Origin of the sequence: Winogradskyella poriferorum (assembly GCF_036553625.1) — a bacterium.
Taxonomy (GTDB): domain Bacteria; phylum Bacteroidota; class Bacteroidia; order Flavobacteriales; family Flavobacteriaceae; genus Winogradskyella; species Winogradskyella poriferorum.
The window spans coordinates 115731-135735 of record NZ_JAZHOU010000003.1; the positions used below are offsets into that span (position 1 = coordinate 115731).

Sequence of the window (20005 nt, forward strand, 5' to 3'; positions counted from 1 at the left end):
TAAGTTCGCTTTTTTTACGCCTAGAAATTAAATTAAGTAATTTTGTAAAAATTTTCCTATGGAAGAGCTAACATTAACAACACCAGCACTTTTGTTTTCAGCCATATCTTTAATTATGTTGGCTTATACAAATAGATTTTTGGCTTATGCTGCAATCATAAGAAACCTTAGTGATAAGTATTTAGAAAGAAAAGAAGTAGTGTTAATTAGACAAATTAATAACTTAAAACTAAGATTGAATCTTACAAGATGGATGCAAATCTTGGGTATCTCCAGTCTATTACTTTGTGTGCTAACAATGTTTTTAATATATATAGATCAACACAATGCGGCAGTTTGGATATTTGGATTTGCTTTGTTGCTACTTATTTTGTCTTTAGCATTATTAATACGAGAGATCCAAATTTCAACATTGGCGTTAGAGCATCATCTAAAAGATATGGAAGACCAAATAAGTGAGTAAAATTTTATAAATTTAATTGTGACCTGTTAAAAAACTATGTGTCTTAAACGTATAACCAACCAAGTTAAAGTAGAATTTACCAAGAAAATTGACTAAAGACGCAATTCATAGCCTAACCGATGAAGCGCTCGTAGAAGCAATCGTAAAAACCAACGACACTATGTTGTTTGAGGTGCTGTACGACAGATATGCTACTATGGTGTACAACAAGTGCTATGGTTTTGCAAATGGTGTCGATGAAGCTAAAGATTTAACACAAGACGTTTTTTTGAGAGTCTTTATTAAATTAGCTAGCTTTAAGGGTAAATCTAAATTTTCAACTTGGCTTTACGCATTTACATACAATCATTGTGTAAATTACGTAACCAGAAATACAGCAAAGAAGATTGAAAAACAATCTGTAAGTTCTGAAAATGTAGATATTGAAAATATTGGTGAAGATATTGATTCTACTCGTGAGTTTGAAAGTATGCGTGTAGATCAGTTAAAGAAAGTGATGGAGTTGATATCGCCAGAAGAAAAAATGATATTATTATTAAAGTATGAAGACAATTTAACAATAAAAGAGCTGTCTGATGCTTTAGAAATAGGAGAGAGCGCAGTTAAAATGCGTCTCAAAAGAGCAAAAGAAAAACTTGTACGTAAGTACGAAAATTATACGAAAGATGGAGAATCCATTTAAGCAAATTAACCAGCCTTTAAAAGAGGTTCCAGCAGAGCTGAAAAGCAAAGTCATGCACGACATTGCCATGGCGAAGCTATTTATGGAGCTGGCTGAGTTGTTCTCGTATAATATTGGCCACATTATAGATAGTGTAACGGCTAGCAGAAAAGAATAAATACTTAATACCCTAACAAAAAACAAATAAGTATGGATAAGGTAAACGAATTTTCGGATGTAGCATTAAAGTCGCTCACCAATATTTGGTTAGAGATTACCAAAATATTTCCAAATATTATTGGTGCTTTTATAGTATTGATAGTTGGTTGGATTGTTACAAAACTAATTGTTAAGGTTATTAAGAAAGTTCTTAAAATAGTTAAGGCGAACAAGTTAGATGATAAGTTAAATGACATTGAAATAATAGAGGGGAAAAAGCTGAATTTTGATACGGTCAAAGTCGTTTCTAACCTAGTAAAATACTTAATGTATATCATAATATTTGTTACTGCTTCAGATATTATGGGTCTAGATATTATAACAGAGCAGATAAGTAATTTACTATCCTACATACCACAGTTATTAGCAGCTGTTGTTATTTTCGTATTAGGTTTATTGTTTGCCAATTTTGTAAAGAATGGACTTAAATCGCTATTTGAATCTATGGAGCTTTCAGGTGGTAAAATGATTAGTCAGGTGGTATTCTTTCTAATGCTAACTTTTATAGCCATTACAGCACTAAACCAAGCAGGTATAGATACAGAGATTATAACCAATAATATTAATATGATTATTGCTGCTTTCTTATTAGCATTTGCAATTGCTTTTGGACTAGGAGCAAGATTGGTGGTAGGTAAACTAATGCAAACGTTCTATGCCAGAAAAATGTTTGAAGCAGGCCAAAAAATTACCTTTAATGGAGAAACATATTCAATTGATGAAGTGAAAAGTATATCAGTTATACTTAAAAATGATAAAGGAAGATTGGTAGTGCCAGTTAATGAAATAATGGAAAATCAAGTACAAATGCAGGATCAACTATAAGGTTAGGGTTATAGATTTTATTTTACAATAAAATGTGATCCTGCAGTACTTGACGTATAAGGATGACCTCTTCAATTTTTGAAGAGGTTTTCTTTTTTATCTCCGTTTCTTTTTATTACGTTTATTATAATTCTTGTCACCTCTTGTTTTAGGTTTCTTATATTTTTTAGCAATTTCTCTTCTATAAGAACCACCTAAGTTTACCTTTTTGTTTTTCTCTTTTTTCTCATGAAAAGCAGGTCCAGGTATATCTTCTGTGCTTCGTTTGGTAGGATTATTGCGCTCACGAATTTGTGGACGTTCTTCTTCAATCAGTTCGGTAGAAATTGTTACATCTTCAGGAAGTTCCTCTAAATCAATTTTCATTTGCATTAAGCCTTCAATGCGTTCTCTGGCTTCCTGTTCTTTCTCAGTAGAAAATAACAAGGCATTACCTTGTTTCTCGGCACGACCAGTTCTACCAATGCGATGCATGTAGTTTTCAGGATAATCAGGCGTGTCAAAATTAATAACGTGTGTTACATCATCGATATCTAATCCTCTCGCCATAACATCTGTAGCAACGAGTATACGATGTTGTCCTTCACTAAACTGTTCTATACTTCTAAGTCTATAGTTTTGTGTTTTATTAGAATGAATTACGCATGAATCTCCTGGGAAAATCTCTTCAAGCTGATCAAATAAGCGGTCAGCCATTTTCTTGTAAGCTACAAAAATGAGAACTCTAGAGTATTCATCTTTATCACTAAGTAACGATTCAAGTAAGTTGACTTTCGTATAAAAATTAGGAACATTATAGCGTTCTTGCTTTATGTTTTCTAGAGGTGTACCAGAAACAGCAATCGATATCTTTGTTGGATTAATGAAAAAATCCGTAATCAATTCGTCAACATCAGCAGTCATTGTTGCCGAAAACATTATGTTTTGTCTGCGTTCTGGCAAGATGTCAAAAATATTCATTAGTTGATGCCTAAAACCTAGATCTAACATCACATCAACCTCATCAATAACTAATTTTTGAATAGATTTAAGCTGTAAAACTCTACTCACTGCTAAATCATAAAGTCTTCCTGGTGTTGCTACAATAATATCCAAGCCTTGAGCTACAGCTTGTTTTTGAGTATTAATATTTGTGCCTCCATAAACACCCAAAACACGGTTGTTGATGTATTTAGACATTTTCTCAATTTCTTCAACAACTTGCACAACTAGCTCGCGAGTTGGTACCAAAACCAAAACTCTCGGATTGTCTTGTCTGGAGTATTTAAGATGACGTAAAATAGGTAGCATATAGGCAAATGTTTTACCTGTACCTGTTTGCGCAATACCAACTACATCTTTTCCAGAAGCAACTACATTAAAAGATTCAGCCTGTATAGGAGTAGGTTTATCAAAGCCTAAGTCTTCAATGGCATTATATAAAGGAGTATTTAGGTTTAAATCTTGAAAAGTCACAGCTATAGATTTTGTGCAAAGCTACTATTTATAATCTATATCAGTTTAACAAATTGCGATTAAGAATTATTTTATAACTCGCTTCTAAAGACTTTTTTGGCTTTAAAGTCACAATACCTTCTTTCTCTTCAATCTTCTGATTGGTGTCTTCAGTGTCTGCAACACCAAGCCACGGCTCTATACAAACGTATGGTGCATTTGGTTTTGCCCAAATACCTAAGTAAGGGAAATCTTCAAATATTACAGAAAGTATTTCTCCGTTTGTTTTGTGCTTTAAAGCTACTTTTCTAGATTTTAAATCTTTAAAAATAAGTGCATCTTCATTAAACAAATCGCCGCGTAGATTGATGGTATTTGGACTATCAAAAACGGACTTAGTTTTATTGGTTACAAGCCCAGTTTTCATATTTAGTAAATAAGATTCGCTAGTTTCTTCCTTCTCAAATTCTAAAAAATAATCCGAGTAAGCGTCATCTTCAAACAAAGGACAAGTAAAAGCAGGATGTCCACCAAGAGAGAAATACATGGTTTTATCATCAATATTTCTGATGGTGTGATTAACTATAATTGTATTGTCTTTCAATTCATAATTAATTTCAAATTCAAATAGAAAAGGAAATATTTCATATAGGTCTTCATTAGAATTTAAAAAGAAAGTTATGCTAGTTTCAGATTGTTGTTTTACAATCATTTTATCGTTATGCCTCACAAAACCATGCTTTGTCATATTGTAAAGCTTGTTTTTATAGATGTAGCTGTCATCTTTCATACTTCCAATAATAGGAAATAGGTTAGGAGCGTGGCTTCCCCAAACATTAGGGTCTGCGTGCCATAAAAATTGATTGTTGTTGTTTATAGCCGAAATTTTACAGAGTTCAGCTCCTACAGTTTTTATATCTATAGATAATAGGTCATTTTGTATTGTAGGCATGATGTTTGTTTTTAGAAAGATACAATTCTTATTGCATTATAACTATTCTAGTTATTTTTGCAAATATTTAAAAATTCTATTGAGAACAACAACCTTTCATAAGCCAAAAGATATTGAAGTTTTTAAACAAAACATTTTGTTGTGGAGCCAGCAGTTTGATGATGTTGTTTGGTTAGACTCTAATAACCATAAAGACCAGTATAGTAGTTATGATGCTGTTTTGGCAGTTGATGCTTTTACAGCATTGAAAACAGATTATTTTGATGCTTTTGAAAATTTAAAAGAGTATTATTCTACCACGGAGGACTGGATTTTTGGTTACCTCACTTACGATTTAAAAAATGATGTAGAAAAGTTAAGTTCAAAGAATTTTGATGGATTATATTTTCCTGATCTCTATTTTTTTCAGCCTAAAAAACTCTTTTTGTTTAAAGATGATGAGGTGGAAATTCAATATATGAGAATGGTTGATGATGAAATTGAAAGGGATTTAGTTGAAATTATACAAACTAGTCATCTAAAAACACAAGAGTCTAACAATCCGATTAAAATAAAACTCAGAATTCATAAAGATGAATATTTTGAGAAAGTCAATAGAATGTTAGCTCACATCCATAGAGGTGATATTTATGAAGCTAATTTTTGTCAGGAATTTTATGCTGAAAATAATGTCATAAATCCATTGGAAGTGTACAACAAATTAAATGCAATATCTCAACCACCTTTTGCAACATTTTTAAAGTCTAATAATAACTATTTGTTGTCAGCTTCACCAGAGCGCTACATTAAAAAAGAAGTACAAAAAGTTATTTCGCAACCTATAAAAGGGACGGCAAAACGTTCTGAAAATCAAAAAGAGGACGAGCTGTTAAAAAGCACTCTTTCTAAAGACAACAAAGAGCGTAGCGAAAACATAATGATAGTGGATTTAGTGCGTAACGATTTGTCTAAAACAGCTGAAAGAGGTAGCGTAAAGGTTGAAGAACTATGTAAGGTGTATTCTTTTATGCAAGTGCATCAAATGATTTCTACAATAACGTCTAAAGTTTTAGAAGATGTTCATCCTGTAGATATTATAAAAACAACGTTTCCTATGGGAAGTATGACTGGCGCTCCAAAAATTTCGGCAATGAAAATTATTGAAGACCTAGAGGAAACTAAGCGAGGATTATATTCTGGTGCAGTAGGTTATTTTACTCCATCTGGCGATTTCGACTTTAATGTTATCATCAGAAGTATTCTTTATAATGCAAGTAATAAATACCTTTCATATTCTGTTGGTGGCGCTATTACGGCTCAAAGTGACCCTTTAAAAGAATATGAAGAATGCCTGATTAAGGCTAAAGCTATGCGAGAGGTGTTGGAAAATTAGATAATTAGACAGCCAGATTTTTAGACGTTTAGATCTTGAGATTGTTTCTAATCGCAATCTTATCTAACAAATCTAAACGTCTAACTATCTAACAGATCTAAGAAATTCTATTCCAAATGACTTCTAAAACTTTTTTTAACGCGGTCGAAAATCAATTCTATCCTAGATGTTGTGATGTTCTTTATTTTGGCAATTTCATCAAATTCTAGATTACCGAAAATGTATAAATCAACAATATTTGAAATATTAATTGGTAACCAATTGTAGAAGCGACTAAACACTTTTGGAGATTCAGTTTTTGATAGATTTTCAAGTTCAAAAGCTCTTAAAATAGAAGTTTCCTTGTCTTCATATAAGTACAATTCGTTATCCATGTCCTGTCTGTAAGAAATATCATTCAGCTCGGTGTTTAAGATTAAATCTAAGTCTGCATCAATTGTGTATTCTTCACCAAGTTTAGCTATTTCATTTCTACGTATTTCGTCTGTGCTAATCGTATTTTTATGAAAAACTTCTTTCTTAAATAATTCGTTCATGTAATTATCAACAAGTTTAAAAAGCTCGAGTCTTACAGCTGCGTATTCTGCCTCAATATTAAAGCCTTTACTGTAGAGTGTAATGATACATTCATCTATAATACCGTTTGATGAATACATGTTTTTTGGTAAAATGCCAGTAGATTCTGCTATGTAAATTCTGTGCTTTACATAAGGATGCAAGTGCTGTACTGCGGTTAGCACTTTTTTGTCAAAAGTAGTTTGTGCAGATTTTGCCGAAAGTTCTTTTATTGTGCTCATAACCAAAGTTTTTAAATTACTTCTTTAAAGTTACCAATAAAGAAGGTATTCCAATATGATTTTTATCATTTTAACGTAATTGTAAGAGTAGTACATTATCGTATCTTTACACTATGTTTAGTGCTTTTTCATCTCATATTAATAGTCGTTTTTCATTTTTGAAAAATGCCAAATCTGTCATTGCAATTTCTGGAGGAATAGATAGTGTGGTGCTAGCACATTTGTGCCACAAACTCAATTTTAATTTTGCTTTAGCACACTGCAATTTTAATTTAAGAGGAAAGGAAAGCGACGCAGATGAAGCTTTTGTTTTAGACTTAGGAGAGCAGTTAGATGTGGAAGTTTTTATTCAGAATTTTGATACTGAAGCCTATGCTAATGAAAACAAATGTTCTATTCAAATGGCAGCGCGAGAATTGCGATATGATTGGTTTTCTGAATTAGCACAACAACTAAACTTCGATTACATCTTAACAGCACATCACGCAGATGATAATCTCGAAACGTTTTTAATCAATTTCACCAGAGGCACAGGACTTAATGGGTTAACAGGAATTCCGGAACTGAATGACAATATTGCAAGGCCTTTATTGCCCTTTTCTAGAGCAGTTATTGAAGCCTATGCAAAAGCAGAAACCATTAAATGGCGAGAAGATCTAAGCAATACATCCCGAAAATATCTAAGAAACAAACTACGTCACGATGTAGTGCCGATTCTTAAGGAAATTAATCCGCAATTATTAGATAGTTTTCAGAGTACATTAGCGTATTTAAATGATACAGCAGATATCGTAGAAGAAAGCCTGAATGCTGTGGCTAAAAGAGCCATAACAGATATGGATGACAACCATATAAAATTTAAAATTTCAGAATTTAAAAAAGTAAATAATCCAAAAGCCTACTTATTTGAAATGTTTAAGGATTATGGCTTTTCAGAATGGAGTGATGTTGTAAATCTACTCGATGCTGAAACAGGAAAGTACGTAATTTCAAGCACGCACAAACTTACCAAGCATCGCGAGTTTTTAATTCTAACAAATTGTCATTCTGAACTTGATTCAGAATCTATTTCAAAAAATAAGCCTGTCACACTGAGCGCAGTCGAAGTGCAAAAAGGCCAAGTTAAAACACCAGTCGGTATTTTGTTTTTTGATGAAGCGGATTCTTTAAAAGACAATAATCAATCCGCAATTTATGTAGATGCAGAAAAGCTGAAATATCCCTTAGAACTTAGGCATTGGCAAACAGGAGATGTTTTTTATCCTATTGGTATGAAAGGCAAGAAGAAGGTGAGCAAATATCTTAAAGATGAAAAGTTAACACCAATAGAAAAAGATGACACTTGGATTTTAACATCAGAAAATAAAATAGTTTGGGTTGTTGGGAGAAGAGCAGATGACCGTTTTAAGGTAACAGACCAAACAAATCAAATTTTTAAAATAGAATTAAGATAATTTTGTCAGGCTGAGCGCAGTCGAAGCCTATCTAGTAGATATGAATTTAACTCTAAAAGGAAACATCGTAGATATACAAAACCGCAGTATCTATAAAGGAGAAATCACCATAGAAAATGGTAAGATCAAATCAATTAAAAAAAAAGACTGTATAGAAAACCACTATATCTTGCCAGGTTTTATTGATGCTCACATTCACATAGAAAGCAGTATGTTGGTGCCAAGCGAGTTTGCAAAAGTCGCTGTAAAACATGGTACAGTAGCCACAGTTTCTGATCCGCACGAAATCGCCAATGTTCTTGGTGTAAAAGGTGTGGAATTTATGATAGAAAACGGAAAACAAACGCCTTTTAAATTCAATTTTGGTGCACCAAGTTGTGTGCCTGCTACAAGTTTTGAATCGGCTGGAGCTGTTATAGACTCTGATGACATAAAAAGCTTAATGGCGAATCCAGATATTAAGTATTTGGCAGAAATGATGAATTATCCTGGCGTTATTTACGACGATGCTGAAGTTTTAAAAAAGATAGAATGGGCAAAACATTACAACAAGCCAATCGATGGCCATGCGCCAGGTTTACGAGGTGAAGATTTAACTAAATACATTTCTGCAGGTATTTCTACCGATCATGAGTGTTTTACCTATGAGGAAGGTTTAGAAAAACTTCAAAAAGGCATGAAAGTCATCATAAGAGAAGGTAGTGCAGCCAAAAATTTTGAAGCATTGATAGGATTGTTAGACGATCATTTTCAAAATATGATGTTCTGTAGTGATGATAAGCATCCAGATGATTTATTGTTAGGTCACATCAATCAACTTTGTGCAAGAGCAGTAGCTAAAGGTAATGACATTTTTAAGGTTCTTCAGGCGGCTTGCGTTAATCCTGTTAAGCATTACAATTTAGATGTCGGCTTGTTGCAAGTTGGAGATACAGCAGATTGTATTGTGGTTGAAGACTTAACCGATTTTAAAACACTTCAAACGTATATTAATGGTGAATTGGTTTACGATAATGGTAAATCTAAAATACAACATGTCAATTTCGAAAATCTAAACAACTTCAATACCAGTAAAAAAGCAGTTGAAGATTTTAGAGTTGAAGCTAATGCAACAAAAATAAGAGTTATAGAATGTTTGGATGGCGAATTGGTTACCAATCAAATCACTGAAGAAGCCACAGTTGTAGATAATAATCTAGTCTCTAACACAGAAAAGGACATCCTAAAAATGACTGTTGTTAACCGTTATCAAAATGATAAACCAGCCATGGCATTTATAAAGAATTTTGGACTTAAAGAAGGATCAATTGCAAGTTCAGTAGGTCACGATTCGCATAATATTATTGCAGTTGGAGTATCTGATGAGGCTATTTGTAAAGCGGTTAATCTGTTAATTGAAAATGAAGGTGGTATATGCGCTATTAGTGATACAGAGCAAAAAGTAGTCGCACTGCCTGTTGCTGGTATCATGAGCGATAAAGACGCTGAGACTATTGGAAAACAGTATTCAGAATTAGATAAAATGGCTAAAGAACTAGGTAGCAAACTTCACGCACCATATATGAGCCTGTCCTTTATGGCATTGTTGGTGATTCCATCTTTAAAACTCAGTGACAAAGGTTTGTTTGATGGAGGGAAGTTTGAGTTTACAGATTTAGTTGTTAATCCTTCTTAAATAGGCAAAAAGTATTTTTAATATCTGTGTTTGAAACAATATATTTAATTATTTGTTTGTGAGAATTATATGATATATTTTGAACGTTTTAAACATACGATTTTATGAAACATTTTTACTCCTTTATTTTATTAGTTTTTGGTTTAAAATTTTGTTTTGGGCAACTAGGGTTTACTGATAGTGTACTCTTTGATAAAAATAATAATATAGGTTATGTAAACGAGACTTTATCTGTAGATATAGATAATGATGGCGATAAAGATATATTGGTTGCGACAGCCACTAATGTCGGTTGGTTTGAACTAATTGACATTAATTCAGGAGATTATTCTAGCTTTAATATAATCACCCAAATTTCAACAAATAATTCTGATATTACATCAATGTATACTATTGATATTGATATGGATGGTGATGAGGATATAGTTTTTGGTTCGTCTTACGATAATAAAATTTTTTGGATTAAAAATCTGGATGGACTAGGTAATTTTGGTGATTCACAATTAATTTCGGATAATATTGATGGTTTGACAGACATCAAATCAGATGATATTGATGGTGATGGAGATAATGATATTATTTCAATTTCTTCAAATGACGGTAAAATTGCTTGGTATGAAAATTTGAATGGGTTGGGAAGTTTTGGTAATCAGCAAATAATAGCAATAATTAATCAACCAAATTCAGTTTTATCTGTTGATATTGATATGGATGGAGATATGGATTTAGTTTCTAATTCATTTTCAAATAATGAAGTTATTTGGTTTGAAAACTTAGATGGTGTTGGAACATTTGGAACTGAAAATTTAATAGAGCAGTTAGATTATTTTGTGTCTAATTCAATGGATGCTTCTGATATAGATGGTGATGGAGATTATGATTTAATAGTTGGGTATAGTACAGCTGCTGTCATAAATGATAGAATTGTATGGTATGAAAATTTAGATGGTTTTGGTAATTTTAGTTCAAGTCAAATCATCTCTAATAATATAGATGTACAATATGCGCTATCTGTCGTTTCTTTGGATTTTGATAATGATGGCGATAATGATGTAGTTTCTGCTTCTGATAATGATGGTAAAATCGCTTGGTATGAGAATATAAGTGGCTTAGGTGATTTTGCTTCTCAGATAATAATTTCTGATAGTTTTGAAAATGTTAAAACCTTGGATGTTGTAGATGTTAATGAAGACGGTGTCTATGATATATTAGGAGGCATAAATTCACCATCTCAAATAAGTGAAATAAAATTAGAATATAATTTTTCGGATGGTGGTTTTTTTGAAAGTATCATCAGTTCATCCTCTGGTAACTTAGGCGAATTTTATCCTATTGATGTGGATAATAATGGTAATATTGATATTGTATCTCAATACTCAAGTTATAATAATGATAAATTCCTTTGGCTAAAAAACATTGATGGTAGTTTTGAAAATATTTCACCGCAATATATTTCTACAGGATATAGAGGTGTGAGCATATTACCTGCTAACATCAATAATGATGAATTTATTGATTTTTTTGTTAGAAGCTCTCTTGATGATGCTACATTTTGGTGTGTAAACTATTATGGCTCTATTTTTCCTTTTACTGTTTTTGATTCTGATGATGAAACAACAACCTTTAGTTTTAGTACCAACGATTTAAATGGTGATGGTTTTGATGATTTGGTTATGGGAAGGACCTTAGAAAATGAAATAGTATGGTATCAGAATAGCAATGGTGTTACCTTTTCATCAGAAAACTTATTGTATAATACGAATACTGTTCCTATCGCTAATTCTTCTACCAATGTTCACACATCAGATATTGATGGTGATGGCGATTATGATATTTTGGCATCAATTGGTCTTCAGTTTAACGAATCTAAGATTGTTTGGTTTGAAAACATTGATGGTTTAGGGAATTTTTCAGAAGAACAATTTGTCTATTACAACACTGGTGGTAGTAGTGTAGGGACTTTGTATACAGCTGATTTAGATTTGGATGGAGATTTGGATGTTGTGACTTATTGGAGATTTGAAGATAAAATTGTTTGGTATGAGAATTCTGATGGTAATGGAAATTTTAATACCGAAAGGATTGTTGCAACCAATGTAGATGATGTTGTAGATTTATCAATAGGTGATTTGGATGGTGATGGTGATATGGACGTAGCATCGATATCTGAAGATGACGGTGTCGTAGCTTGGTACAATAATCAAGACGGTCTAGGTAATTTTAGTTCTCAACAAATAATAGCATCAAATTTAGTATTGGGACGTTACGTGGTCATTCATGATATGGACAATGATGGTAATGCAGATATTGTTTCTTCACATGCGGATAAAATAATTTATCATAAAAATCTAGGAATAAACACCAATGAAATAAGTGGTGTTTTAAAATTAGACGAAAACCTAGATGGTTGTAATACCGGTAATATAAGGGTCAATAATTTATTGATTGAAACGACTGATGGTGTCAATAGCATCTCTTCTTTCAGTCTTGGTGATGGTTTTTATCAATTATTCCCTAGTGAAGGAAGTTTTACAACATCGATAGTGAGTGAATTACCAAACTATTATACTTCTAATCCAAATTCCCAAACATCAAGTTTTACTGAAATTGGAAATATTGATATCATTAATTTCTGTTTAGAGCCTTCAAGTATCTTCAACGATCTAGTTGTCTCAGTTTACCCATCATTAAACGATCCTAGACCAGGTTTCGATACAGCTTACCAAATCGTTTATAAAAATATAGGAACTACACAATTAAGCGGTTCAGTTAGTTTTGAGTTTGATGATACCAAGCTACAATTTTTAAATTCCAGTGAAACTGTTACATCACAAACAACAAACACTTTAAACTTTGATTTCACAGACTTAAATCCTTTTGAAACCAGAACTATAGATCTAGTGTTTAATGTCTTTGCACCACCAACCACTACTATTGATGATGTATTAGTGTCAACAGCAACCATAAATCCAGTTTCTGGTGATGAAACAGAAGAAGATAATACATTTGAATTAAACCAAACCGTAATCGGCTCATACGACCCTAATGATATCACGGTTTTAGAAGGTTATGAGATTTTTATTGAAGATGCAGATAAGTATTTACATTATTTAATTCGTTTTCAAAACACAGGTACAGCTAGTGCCATTAATGTAAGCGTAGAACATATTTTAGATGATAAGTTGGATTGGGCAACGATGCAGTTAGAAAGCTTAAGTCATACAGGTCGTGTAGAAATTGAAAACCAAACAGATGTGAGTTTTATTTTCAATAATATCAACTTACCAGACAGTACGAGTGATGAGCCTAATTCTCATGGTTATATTGCTTTTAAGATTAAACCTAAGTCAAATGTTCAGGTTGGTGATGTTATAAGTGGAGTAGCAGATATTTACTTCGATTTTAATCCGCCAATTATTACAAATACAGTCAATACGGAAATTGTTGAGCCTCTAAGTATTGATGAGGTAAGTGCAGAAACGGTGAAATTATATCCAAATCCTGCAAAGAATATGATTTACATCACTTCAAATCAAGTGATAGAAGAACTTACGGTTATGGATATTAATGGTAGAGCATTACAATCATTAGAAATTTCAACTACAGATTATAATTTAGATATTTCAAAACTTTCTAAAGGTGTTTATTTTGTAGAACTACAATCTGGTAAATCCAAATCGACAAAGAAATTTATAAAGAATTAATCAATAAATTTAGATTACTAATCCATATTTAAAACCTTATGATCTAAACAACATAAGGTTTTTTGCATTGTTAATTAAAGTTAAAAGTTTTGAGCTGCACAATCTAATCATCCAAAAGTCTAACAATCTCACTATCTTTAAACCTTTCAAAAAATCAACCCTTATATGATTAAGAATTTTACGCTCATTTTACTACTATGTATCGCTTTAGTTAATTGCAAAGAAGAACAACACCAAGCACTCGAAAATCCTGAAACTGAAAAAGTAGAAGATACTTTCGTAAAGGATAATTATACTAAAAAAGAAGTGATGGTCGAGATGCGAGATGGTATTAAATTACACACAACAATCTATTCACCTAAAGATACGTCTAAAACCTACCCAATCTTAATGATGCGTACTCCTTACAGTTGTCGACCTTACGGAGAAGATGAGTTTAGGAGTAAAATAGGACCAAATAAATACCTTATGGAAGAGGGTAATATTATGGTGTATCAAGATGTTCGTGGTCGTTGGAATAGTGAAGGAGTTTATGATAATATGCGTGCTTATATTCCAAATAAAACAGGAAACGAAACTGATGAAGCCAGTGATACTTACGATACTATAGAATGGCTAATCAATAATGTTGAAAATAACAACGGCAAGGTTGGTACATATGGTATTTCGTACCCAGGATTTTATACGACGTATTCGCTGTTAGATGCACATCCAGCTTTAAAAGCAGCGTCACCACAAGCGTGTATTGGAGATTTCTTTTTCGATGATTTTATTCATAATGGTGCCTATTTATTGAGTTATTGGCGTGCAACGTCTGTATTTGGTTACATGAAGGATACTCCAACAACAGAATCATGGTACAAATTTCCAGATTTAGGTACAGAAGATCAACATCAGTTTTTCTTAGATTATATGCCATTGAGCAAGCTGAATAAATTTTACGACAGTACCAATGTGTTTATGGAACAGTTAAAAACGCATGTGACGTATGATGATTTTTGGAAAAGCAGAGGCATTATTCAACATTTAAAAGATATAAAACCAGCAACGATGGTTGTTGGTGGTTTCTTTGATGCTGAAGATTTGTATGGACCATTCAATACTTACAAAAACATTGAGAACAATAGTGATAATTACAACACCGTAGTTTTTGGCCCTTGGAGTCATGGAGATTGGGCAAGAAATTCTGAAAGGCAAGTTGTGGGTAATATTCACTTTGGTGATAGTATTTCAGACTATTTTCAAAAAGAAATTGAAACAAAGTTCTTTAATCATTTCTTAAAAGGTGAAGCCGATGGTAAAACAGGATTACCAGAAGCGCAAATGTTTAATACAGGTACAAAATCATGGCAATCTTTTGAAAGTTGGCCACCAGAAAACACAGCTAAAGAAAGTTACTTTTTACAACCTTACGAGCGCTTAACGCAACGTGCTACTAGAAATATCGCAACTTCAGATTTTATAAGTGATCCAAAAAAACCAGTACCTTATACAGAAGATATTAAAGTTGGGTTTACACCACGAAAATTTATGACAGACGATCAGCGTTTTGCATCGAGACGTCCAGACGTATTAACGTTTGAAACCGAAGTTTTAGAAAATGATATTACGCTTGCAGGTGATATTTTAGCAAAGTTAAATGTATCAACTACAGGAACTGCAGCCGATTGGATTGTAAAAGTAATAGATGTATATCCTGCAGATACAGAGAATACTGACGATGTGCAAGATCATTTAAAGTTGAGCAACTACCACATGATGGTACGTAGCGAAGTGTTACGTGGTCGTTTTAGAAATAGTATGGAAACACCTGAACCTTTTGTGCCAAACAAAAAGACAGCAGTAAATATTAAGTTGCAAGATGTGTTTCACACGTTTAAAAAAGGACATAAAATTCAGGTGCAAGTACAAAGTACCTTTTTTCCATACATAGATGCTAATCCGCAAACCTATGTAGATAATATTTTTGAAGCCAAAGAATCAGATTTTAAAGCGCAGACGCACAAGGTATTTAATGATTCGTCTATTGAGTTTACTATACTTAAGTAAAATAATAAACGTCGGTTCGAGTGAAATTGCTTCTGGCAATTTTGTATCGAGAACTTAATTTCTTGACTTCTCGATACAATTCCTCATACTTCGGAATCACTCGAAGTGACGATTAGAAATAATCGCTGATTACTAAAAAATGCCAATAATAGAATCCACATATAAACCACCATTTTGGGCAAAGAAAAGCTTTGTGTCTACAGTATTTTCAGGATTAGCCAGAACAGTAAACGGTGTTGTGCAAACCAGAGAGCGCATCGAGTTAGAGGATGGTGATTTTATGGATGTGGATTGGAGTTATGCTGAAAGCCCTTCGGACAAAGTGATTATCTTACTTCATGGTTTAGAAGGTAATGCGCAACGACCATACATTACAGGAACCGCCAAATTATTTAATGAAAATGGAATAGATGCTTGCGCTTTAAACTTTAGAGGTTGTAGTGGTGAGCCTAACCGTTTGTACAGAAGTTATCATTCTGGTGCAACGGAAGATTTAGATGCGGTTATAAATCATATTTTAGAGAAAGACAAGTACAGCGAAATCTATATAAAAGGTATCAGTCTTGGTGCTAATATGGCCTTAAAGTATGCAGGTGAGCACAATGACTTACCAAAAGAATTAAAAGGAATTGTTGCTGTGTCGTCACCATGCTATTTGAAGGGTTCATGTGATGCCTTGATGAGTTTGAAAAACAAACACTACGCAATCAGGTTTTTGGCACATCTCAAGGAGAAACTGAAACCTAAATTAGAGCAGTTTCCGCAAGATATTTTCATAACAGATTTTAATTCTATTAAAACCTTAGTTGATTTTGATGATGTTTATACTTCAAAGGCTCACGGATTTAAGGATGCCTTAGATTATTATGAAAAGTCCAGTAGTCTACAATATTTGCCGAGCATTATCATTCCAACTTTAATTATTAATTCGCTTAACGATTCATTTTTGTCTGCTGAATGTTATCCTGTAAAAGAAGCAAAACAAAATCCTAATCTTTATCTCGAAATGCCAAAGTACGGCGGACATGTTGGATTTATAGATAAAAAGAATGTGTATTATAATGAAAGACGCGCTTTGGATTTTGTAAATCAGATAATTAGTGGTTAATTTGGTTTTTCTGTAATTTACTTCAATGAAAAAACGTTACATTTTTATTCTTTTTGTTTATTTTTTCTTTAATTCTTATTTAAATGCTCAGATAGAGCTTACTCATAATGTTGGTAATGAGGTGATTAATACAGGTATGTTTTCCTGTCCTGAACCTGAGTATTTTGCAAGAACTTTTACGCTTCAAGATTTTGGGATTGCTTTAGGTTCAGAATTTGAGATTACATCTGGAGAATTTGCAATTGCATCTTCATACGGTGGAGCTATGGCTAGGTTTAATATTTATGAAATAGATGAAAATTTTCCTGATACTTTTGATGAAAACAATTTAATTGGAAGCAGTCAAATAGTTAATATTCCATACGTTTATACCTATGGTGACCCGGAAATTATTAATGTAGAATTTCAAAGTCCTGTAGTTGTTCCGAGTGGTGTAAGTCGCATTTTGGTAGAGGTTGAAAAAATTGACAATCCAAATGAGGTAGCCACTTTTGTAGCACATTTTGCAGGGACAGAATTAGATAATGACTTTTCTTGGTATAAAGGTTGTGGTGGTGCTGCGGTTGGTAATGATTACCTGACTACTTTAGATACAGCAGTACCAAAGCCCAATGCTAGATTTTATATTAAAGTTACAGGAACTGATAGTATTATAAATGCGCAAAACGAGTGTTTAGGAGAAACAGTTGATTTTAGCTTAAGTTCCAATGAGACTTTTGATTCTGTTTTATGGGACTTTGGAGATGGGCAAACAGCTATTGGGTTAAATGTTTCACATCTATATCTCAATTCAGGTAATTATGATGTTAATGTTAGTGCCACATATAATGGAGAGACTTTAAGTGGTTTTAAGACCATTGAAATTTATGAGAATCCAAATGTCAGCACAATTGTGAATTTATCTCAATGTGACGAAAACTCTGATGGATTCACTATTTTTAATTTAACTAATGTGAATTCAAATATTTCAGCGAATTATCTTTCTGAAACCATAACTTTTTATGAAAGCCAGTTTAATGCCGAAAATGAAATTGAAGCTATAGTTGCACCAACAGAATATCCAAATGAAACAATAAATTCTGATATCGTCTGGGCACGAGTAGAAAACGAAAATGGTTGTTTTGCCACTTCCCAAGTTAATTTAAATGTTACTTCAACTCAGATTCCTGATACGTATTTTAGGGATTTTTATGAATGCGATACGTTAATGGATATCCATGATGGTATTACTGTATTCGATTTCAGTATTGTAAATTCAGAAATTGAGACAATGTTTCCGAATGGTCAGAATTTAAATATTTCTTATTATGAAAACCTCTTGGATGCATATGGAAATTTAAATTCAATACAAGATATTTCAAATTATACCAACACAACACCTATCGCTCAAGATATATATGTTAGGGTGGTTAATCCTCTAAATAGCGAATGTTTAGGAATAGGGCATTACATAACATTGCATGTAGTTGAGATGCCTATAGTAACAGGTCCATTGTTAATTGAAGAATGTGATTATGATAACGATGGATTAGTGGAATTTTCGACATCGAATTTTGAGTATTTACTTTCTGATTTACAAACATTAGATGTTAGTTTTCGCTATTATGATGAAGATGGAAATGAATTGCCGAGCCCACTGCCAGATCCTTTTATAACATCGGATCCTATTACCAATATTACGGTTTCTATAATTGCTGAAAATCAAAATATTCCTTCTGGTGGTTGCGAAGTAACAACTGGTATTACTCTGTTTATAAATTCAGATTATAATATAGGTGAAGTGCCAGATTACTTCGGCTGCTTAGACGCTTCAGACAACTTCTTTACTTTTGATACAAGTAATTTAGAAAGCTCTATTTTGAATGGACAAAATGACTTAGAAATTTCATATTTTGATGAGAATAGTAACTTAATAGAAAGTCCCTTTCCAAATGAATATTCATTAAGCGAAAGTGCAACAATAAGAGCAATTGTAACTAATAATCAAGACCCTATGTTATGTCCATTGGAGATTGATATTAATTTCGAAGTGGCTTTAAAACCTGAAGACATCCAAATTGATGATGTTTATCTGTGTTTTGAAGAAGGAGAGGAGCAAATATTTTATTTACGAGAGTATCTAGATGCTTCACTAGAAGAATATAGCATTACAAATTCTGAAATAAATGCCTATAGTAATGGTGTGTTATACGACGACATCATAAATGTAAATTTTCAAAATTTAAACCAAGCTGAAATAAATTACAGAATTGAAAATGCTGATTTCCCAGAATGTTATTCTATTGGGTCATTCAATATAATTTCTTCAAAAAGACCAGTTATTGGTGATTTATCAGATATAATACTCTGTGATGATGAAAGTAATGATGGATTCGAAAATTTAGATTTACAATCAATAAATGAAGAAATATTAAATGATTTGCCAACAAATCAATATACCATATCCTATTTTGAATCTTATGATAATGCCTTGGAAAATATAAATCAATTAGAAGAAATGGTTGGGTCAACTGACGATAAAACAATTTATGTTAGAGTTTCGAGTCAAGAAAATATAGATTGTTATGATATAAGTGATTTTAATCTTGTTGTTAAACCAGTTCCTGATATTTCAGAAATTCAAAATGAATATTATATATGTAAAGGGGAAAGCTTAATTGTTATCGCAGGTGATGGTTTAGACTATTATTATTGGTCCAACGGAATGACAACTTCTAGTATATCAATTACAGAAGCTGGTGAATACAGTGTAACTGTACTTCGAGACTATCCTGAGATATCTTGTGAAGTTACTAAAACGTTTGTTGTTTACGAATCTGAAGAACCTAATAGTGTGGAAATAGTTGTTGTAGGAGAGTCTATAACCTCAAATGATATTCAAATTATTGCTAGCGGAATAGGAGATTATGAATATTCTTTAGATGGAATAACATATCAAGAGTCAAATATCTTTTATGATTTAACTCAAGGTGATTATACAGTTTATATAAGAGATCGAAATGGCTGTGGCGTTTACATTGAAGAGTTATTTTTATTGAGATACCCAAAGTTCTTTACTCCAAATAATGATACAGAGAATGATTATTGGCAACTTTATAATGCTAATAAAGAACTTCTCAATAAGCTTTATATTTTTGATAGATACGGAAAATTATTGATAGAGCTAGATCCTAGGTCAGTGGGTTGGGATGGTACTTATAATGGTTTACAAATGCCTAGTAGTGATTATTGGTTCATGTTAGAACGCCAAAATGGAAAAACCTATACAGGACATTTTGCACTTATTAGATAG

At 32.6% G+C, this 20005-nt stretch carries 14 protein-coding genes; 11 read left to right on the forward strand and 3 right to left on the reverse strand.

What is annotated here, in order from left to right; genetic code table 11:
- The first annotated feature begins 58 nt into the window (after window positions 1-58).
- From V1468_RS10105 to V1468_RS10120, 4 genes are all read left to right on the forward strand, one after another.
- On the forward strand, window positions 59-463 hold the full coding sequence (locus V1468_RS10105; RefSeq protein WP_331810124.1) for a DUF2721 domain-containing protein: 405 nt from the start codon (window positions 59-61) through the stop codon (window positions 461-463).
- A gap of 88 nt (window positions 464-551) precedes the next feature.
- Window positions 552-1145, forward strand: a complete 594-nt coding sequence (locus V1468_RS10110; RefSeq protein ID WP_331810125.1) for an RNA polymerase sigma factor — start codon at window positions 552-554, stop codon at window positions 1143-1145.
- Window positions 1129-1302, forward strand: coding sequence for a hypothetical protein (locus V1468_RS10115; RefSeq protein WP_171032484.1), 174 nt, complete (start codon window positions 1129-1131; stop codon window positions 1300-1302). Before V1468_RS10110 ends, V1468_RS10115 begins: the two co-directional genes overlap by 17 nt.
- A gap of 32 nt (window positions 1303-1334) precedes the next feature.
- Complete coding sequence (locus V1468_RS10120) at window positions 1335-2168, forward strand: mechanosensitive ion channel family protein (RefSeq protein ID WP_331810126.1); 834 nt, start codon at window positions 1335-1337, stop codon at window positions 2166-2168.
- A 96-nt stretch (window positions 2169-2264) separates the two neighbouring features.
- Here V1468_RS10120 and V1468_RS10125 read toward each other — a convergent pair whose 3' ends face one another.
- Entirely contained in the window at window positions 2265-3623 is a 1359-nt protein-coding gene (locus V1468_RS10125; RefSeq protein ID WP_331810127.1) for a DEAD/DEAH box helicase, read from the reverse strand.
- A 40-nt stretch (window positions 3624-3663) separates the two neighbouring features.
- Window positions 3664-4554: an aldose 1-epimerase family protein gene (locus V1468_RS10130; protein WP_331810128.1), complete on the reverse strand. Its 891-nt coding sequence runs from the start codon at window positions 4552-4554 to the stop codon at window positions 3664-3666.
- A gap of 79 nt (window positions 4555-4633) precedes the next feature.
- On the opposite strand from V1468_RS10130, the gene pabB reads away from it, so the two are divergent.
- On the forward strand, window positions 4634-5926 hold the full coding sequence (pabB, locus tag V1468_RS10135; protein ID WP_331810129.1) for an aminodeoxychorismate synthase component I: 1293 nt from the start codon (window positions 4634-4636) through the stop codon (window positions 5924-5926).
- 107 nt (window positions 5927-6033) lie between these two features.
- Here the strand turns inward: pabB and V1468_RS10140 are convergent, their stop codons facing one another.
- Window positions 6034-6723 carry a hypothetical protein gene (locus tag V1468_RS10140; RefSeq protein ID WP_331810130.1) on the reverse strand — a complete coding sequence of 230 codons (690 nt, stop codon included), beginning with the start codon at window positions 6721-6723 and terminating at the stop codon, window positions 6034-6036.
- Window positions 6724-6881: 158 nt separating this feature from the next.
- On the opposite strand from V1468_RS10140, the gene tilS reads away from it, so the two are divergent.
- From tilS to V1468_RS10170, 6 genes are all read left to right on the forward strand, one after another.
- The gene (gene tilS / locus V1468_RS10145; protein ID WP_331810131.1) at window positions 6882-8177 is read left to right on the forward strand and encodes a tRNA lysidine(34) synthetase TilS; all 1296 of its coding nucleotides are present in this window, start codon (window positions 6882-6884) and stop codon (window positions 8175-8177) included.
- Between the two features lie 40 nt (window positions 8178-8217).
- Window positions 8218-9852, forward strand: coding sequence for an adenine deaminase (gene ade / locus V1468_RS10150; RefSeq protein ID WP_331810132.1), 1635 nt, complete (start codon window positions 8218-8220; stop codon window positions 9850-9852).
- Window positions 9853-9956: 104 nt separating this feature from the next.
- Window positions 9957-13556, forward strand: a complete 3600-nt coding sequence (locus tag V1468_RS10155) for a T9SS type A sorting domain-containing protein (RefSeq protein ID WP_331810133.1) — start codon at window positions 9957-9959, stop codon at window positions 13554-13556.
- 165 nt (window positions 13557-13721) lie between these two features.
- Entirely contained in the window at window positions 13722-15605 is a 1884-nt protein-coding gene (locus tag V1468_RS10160; protein ID WP_331810134.1) for a CocE/NonD family hydrolase, read from the forward strand.
- A gap of 139 nt (window positions 15606-15744) precedes the next feature.
- Window positions 15745-16713 (forward strand): YheT family hydrolase, encoded by a 969-nt coding sequence (locus V1468_RS10165; protein ID WP_331810135.1) that lies wholly within the window; start codon window positions 15745-15747, stop codon window positions 16711-16713.
- 25 nt (window positions 16714-16738) lie between these two features.
- Window positions 16739-20005 (forward strand): T9SS type B sorting domain-containing protein, encoded by a 3267-nt coding sequence (locus V1468_RS10170; RefSeq protein ID WP_331810136.1) that lies wholly within the window; start codon window positions 16739-16741, stop codon window positions 20003-20005.

Excerpts from the sequence above, each read along its gene's own strand:
- V1468_RS10155 (WP_331810133.1), top strand. The coding sequence starts at position 9,957 with ATGAAACATTTTTACTCCTTTATTTTATTAGTTTTTGGTTTAAAATTT.
- V1468_RS10120 (WP_331810126.1), top strand. The coding sequence starts at position 1,335 with ATGGATAAGGTAAACGAATTTTCGGATGTAGCATTAAAGTCGCTCACC.
- V1468_RS10160 (WP_331810134.1), top strand. The coding sequence starts at position 13,722 with ATGATTAAGAATTTTACGCTCATTTTACTACTATGTATCGCTTTAGTT.
- V1468_RS10165 (WP_331810135.1), top strand. The coding sequence starts at position 15,745 with ATGCCAATAATAGAATCCACATATAAACCACCATTTTGGGCAAAGAAA.
- V1468_RS10170 (WP_331810136.1), top strand. The coding sequence starts at position 16,739 with ATGAAAAAACGTTACATTTTTATTCTTTTTGTTTATTTTTTCTTTAAT.
- V1468_RS10105 (WP_331810124.1), top strand. The coding sequence starts at position 59 with ATGGAAGAGCTAACATTAACAACACCAGCACTTTTGTTTTCAGCCATA.
- ade (WP_331810132.1), top strand. The coding sequence starts at position 8,218 with ATGAATTTAACTCTAAAAGGAAACATCGTAGATATACAAAACCGCAGT.
- V1468_RS10140 (WP_331810130.1), bottom strand. The coding sequence starts at position 6,723 with ATGAGCACAATAAAAGAACTTTCGGCAAAATCTGCACAAACTACTTTT.
- V1468_RS10115 (WP_171032484.1), top strand. The coding sequence starts at position 1,129 with ATGGAGAATCCATTTAAGCAAATTAACCAGCCTTTAAAAGAGGTTCCA.
- V1468_RS10130 (WP_331810128.1), bottom strand. The coding sequence starts at position 4,554 with ATGCCTACAATACAAAATGACCTATTATCTATAGATATAAAAACTGTA.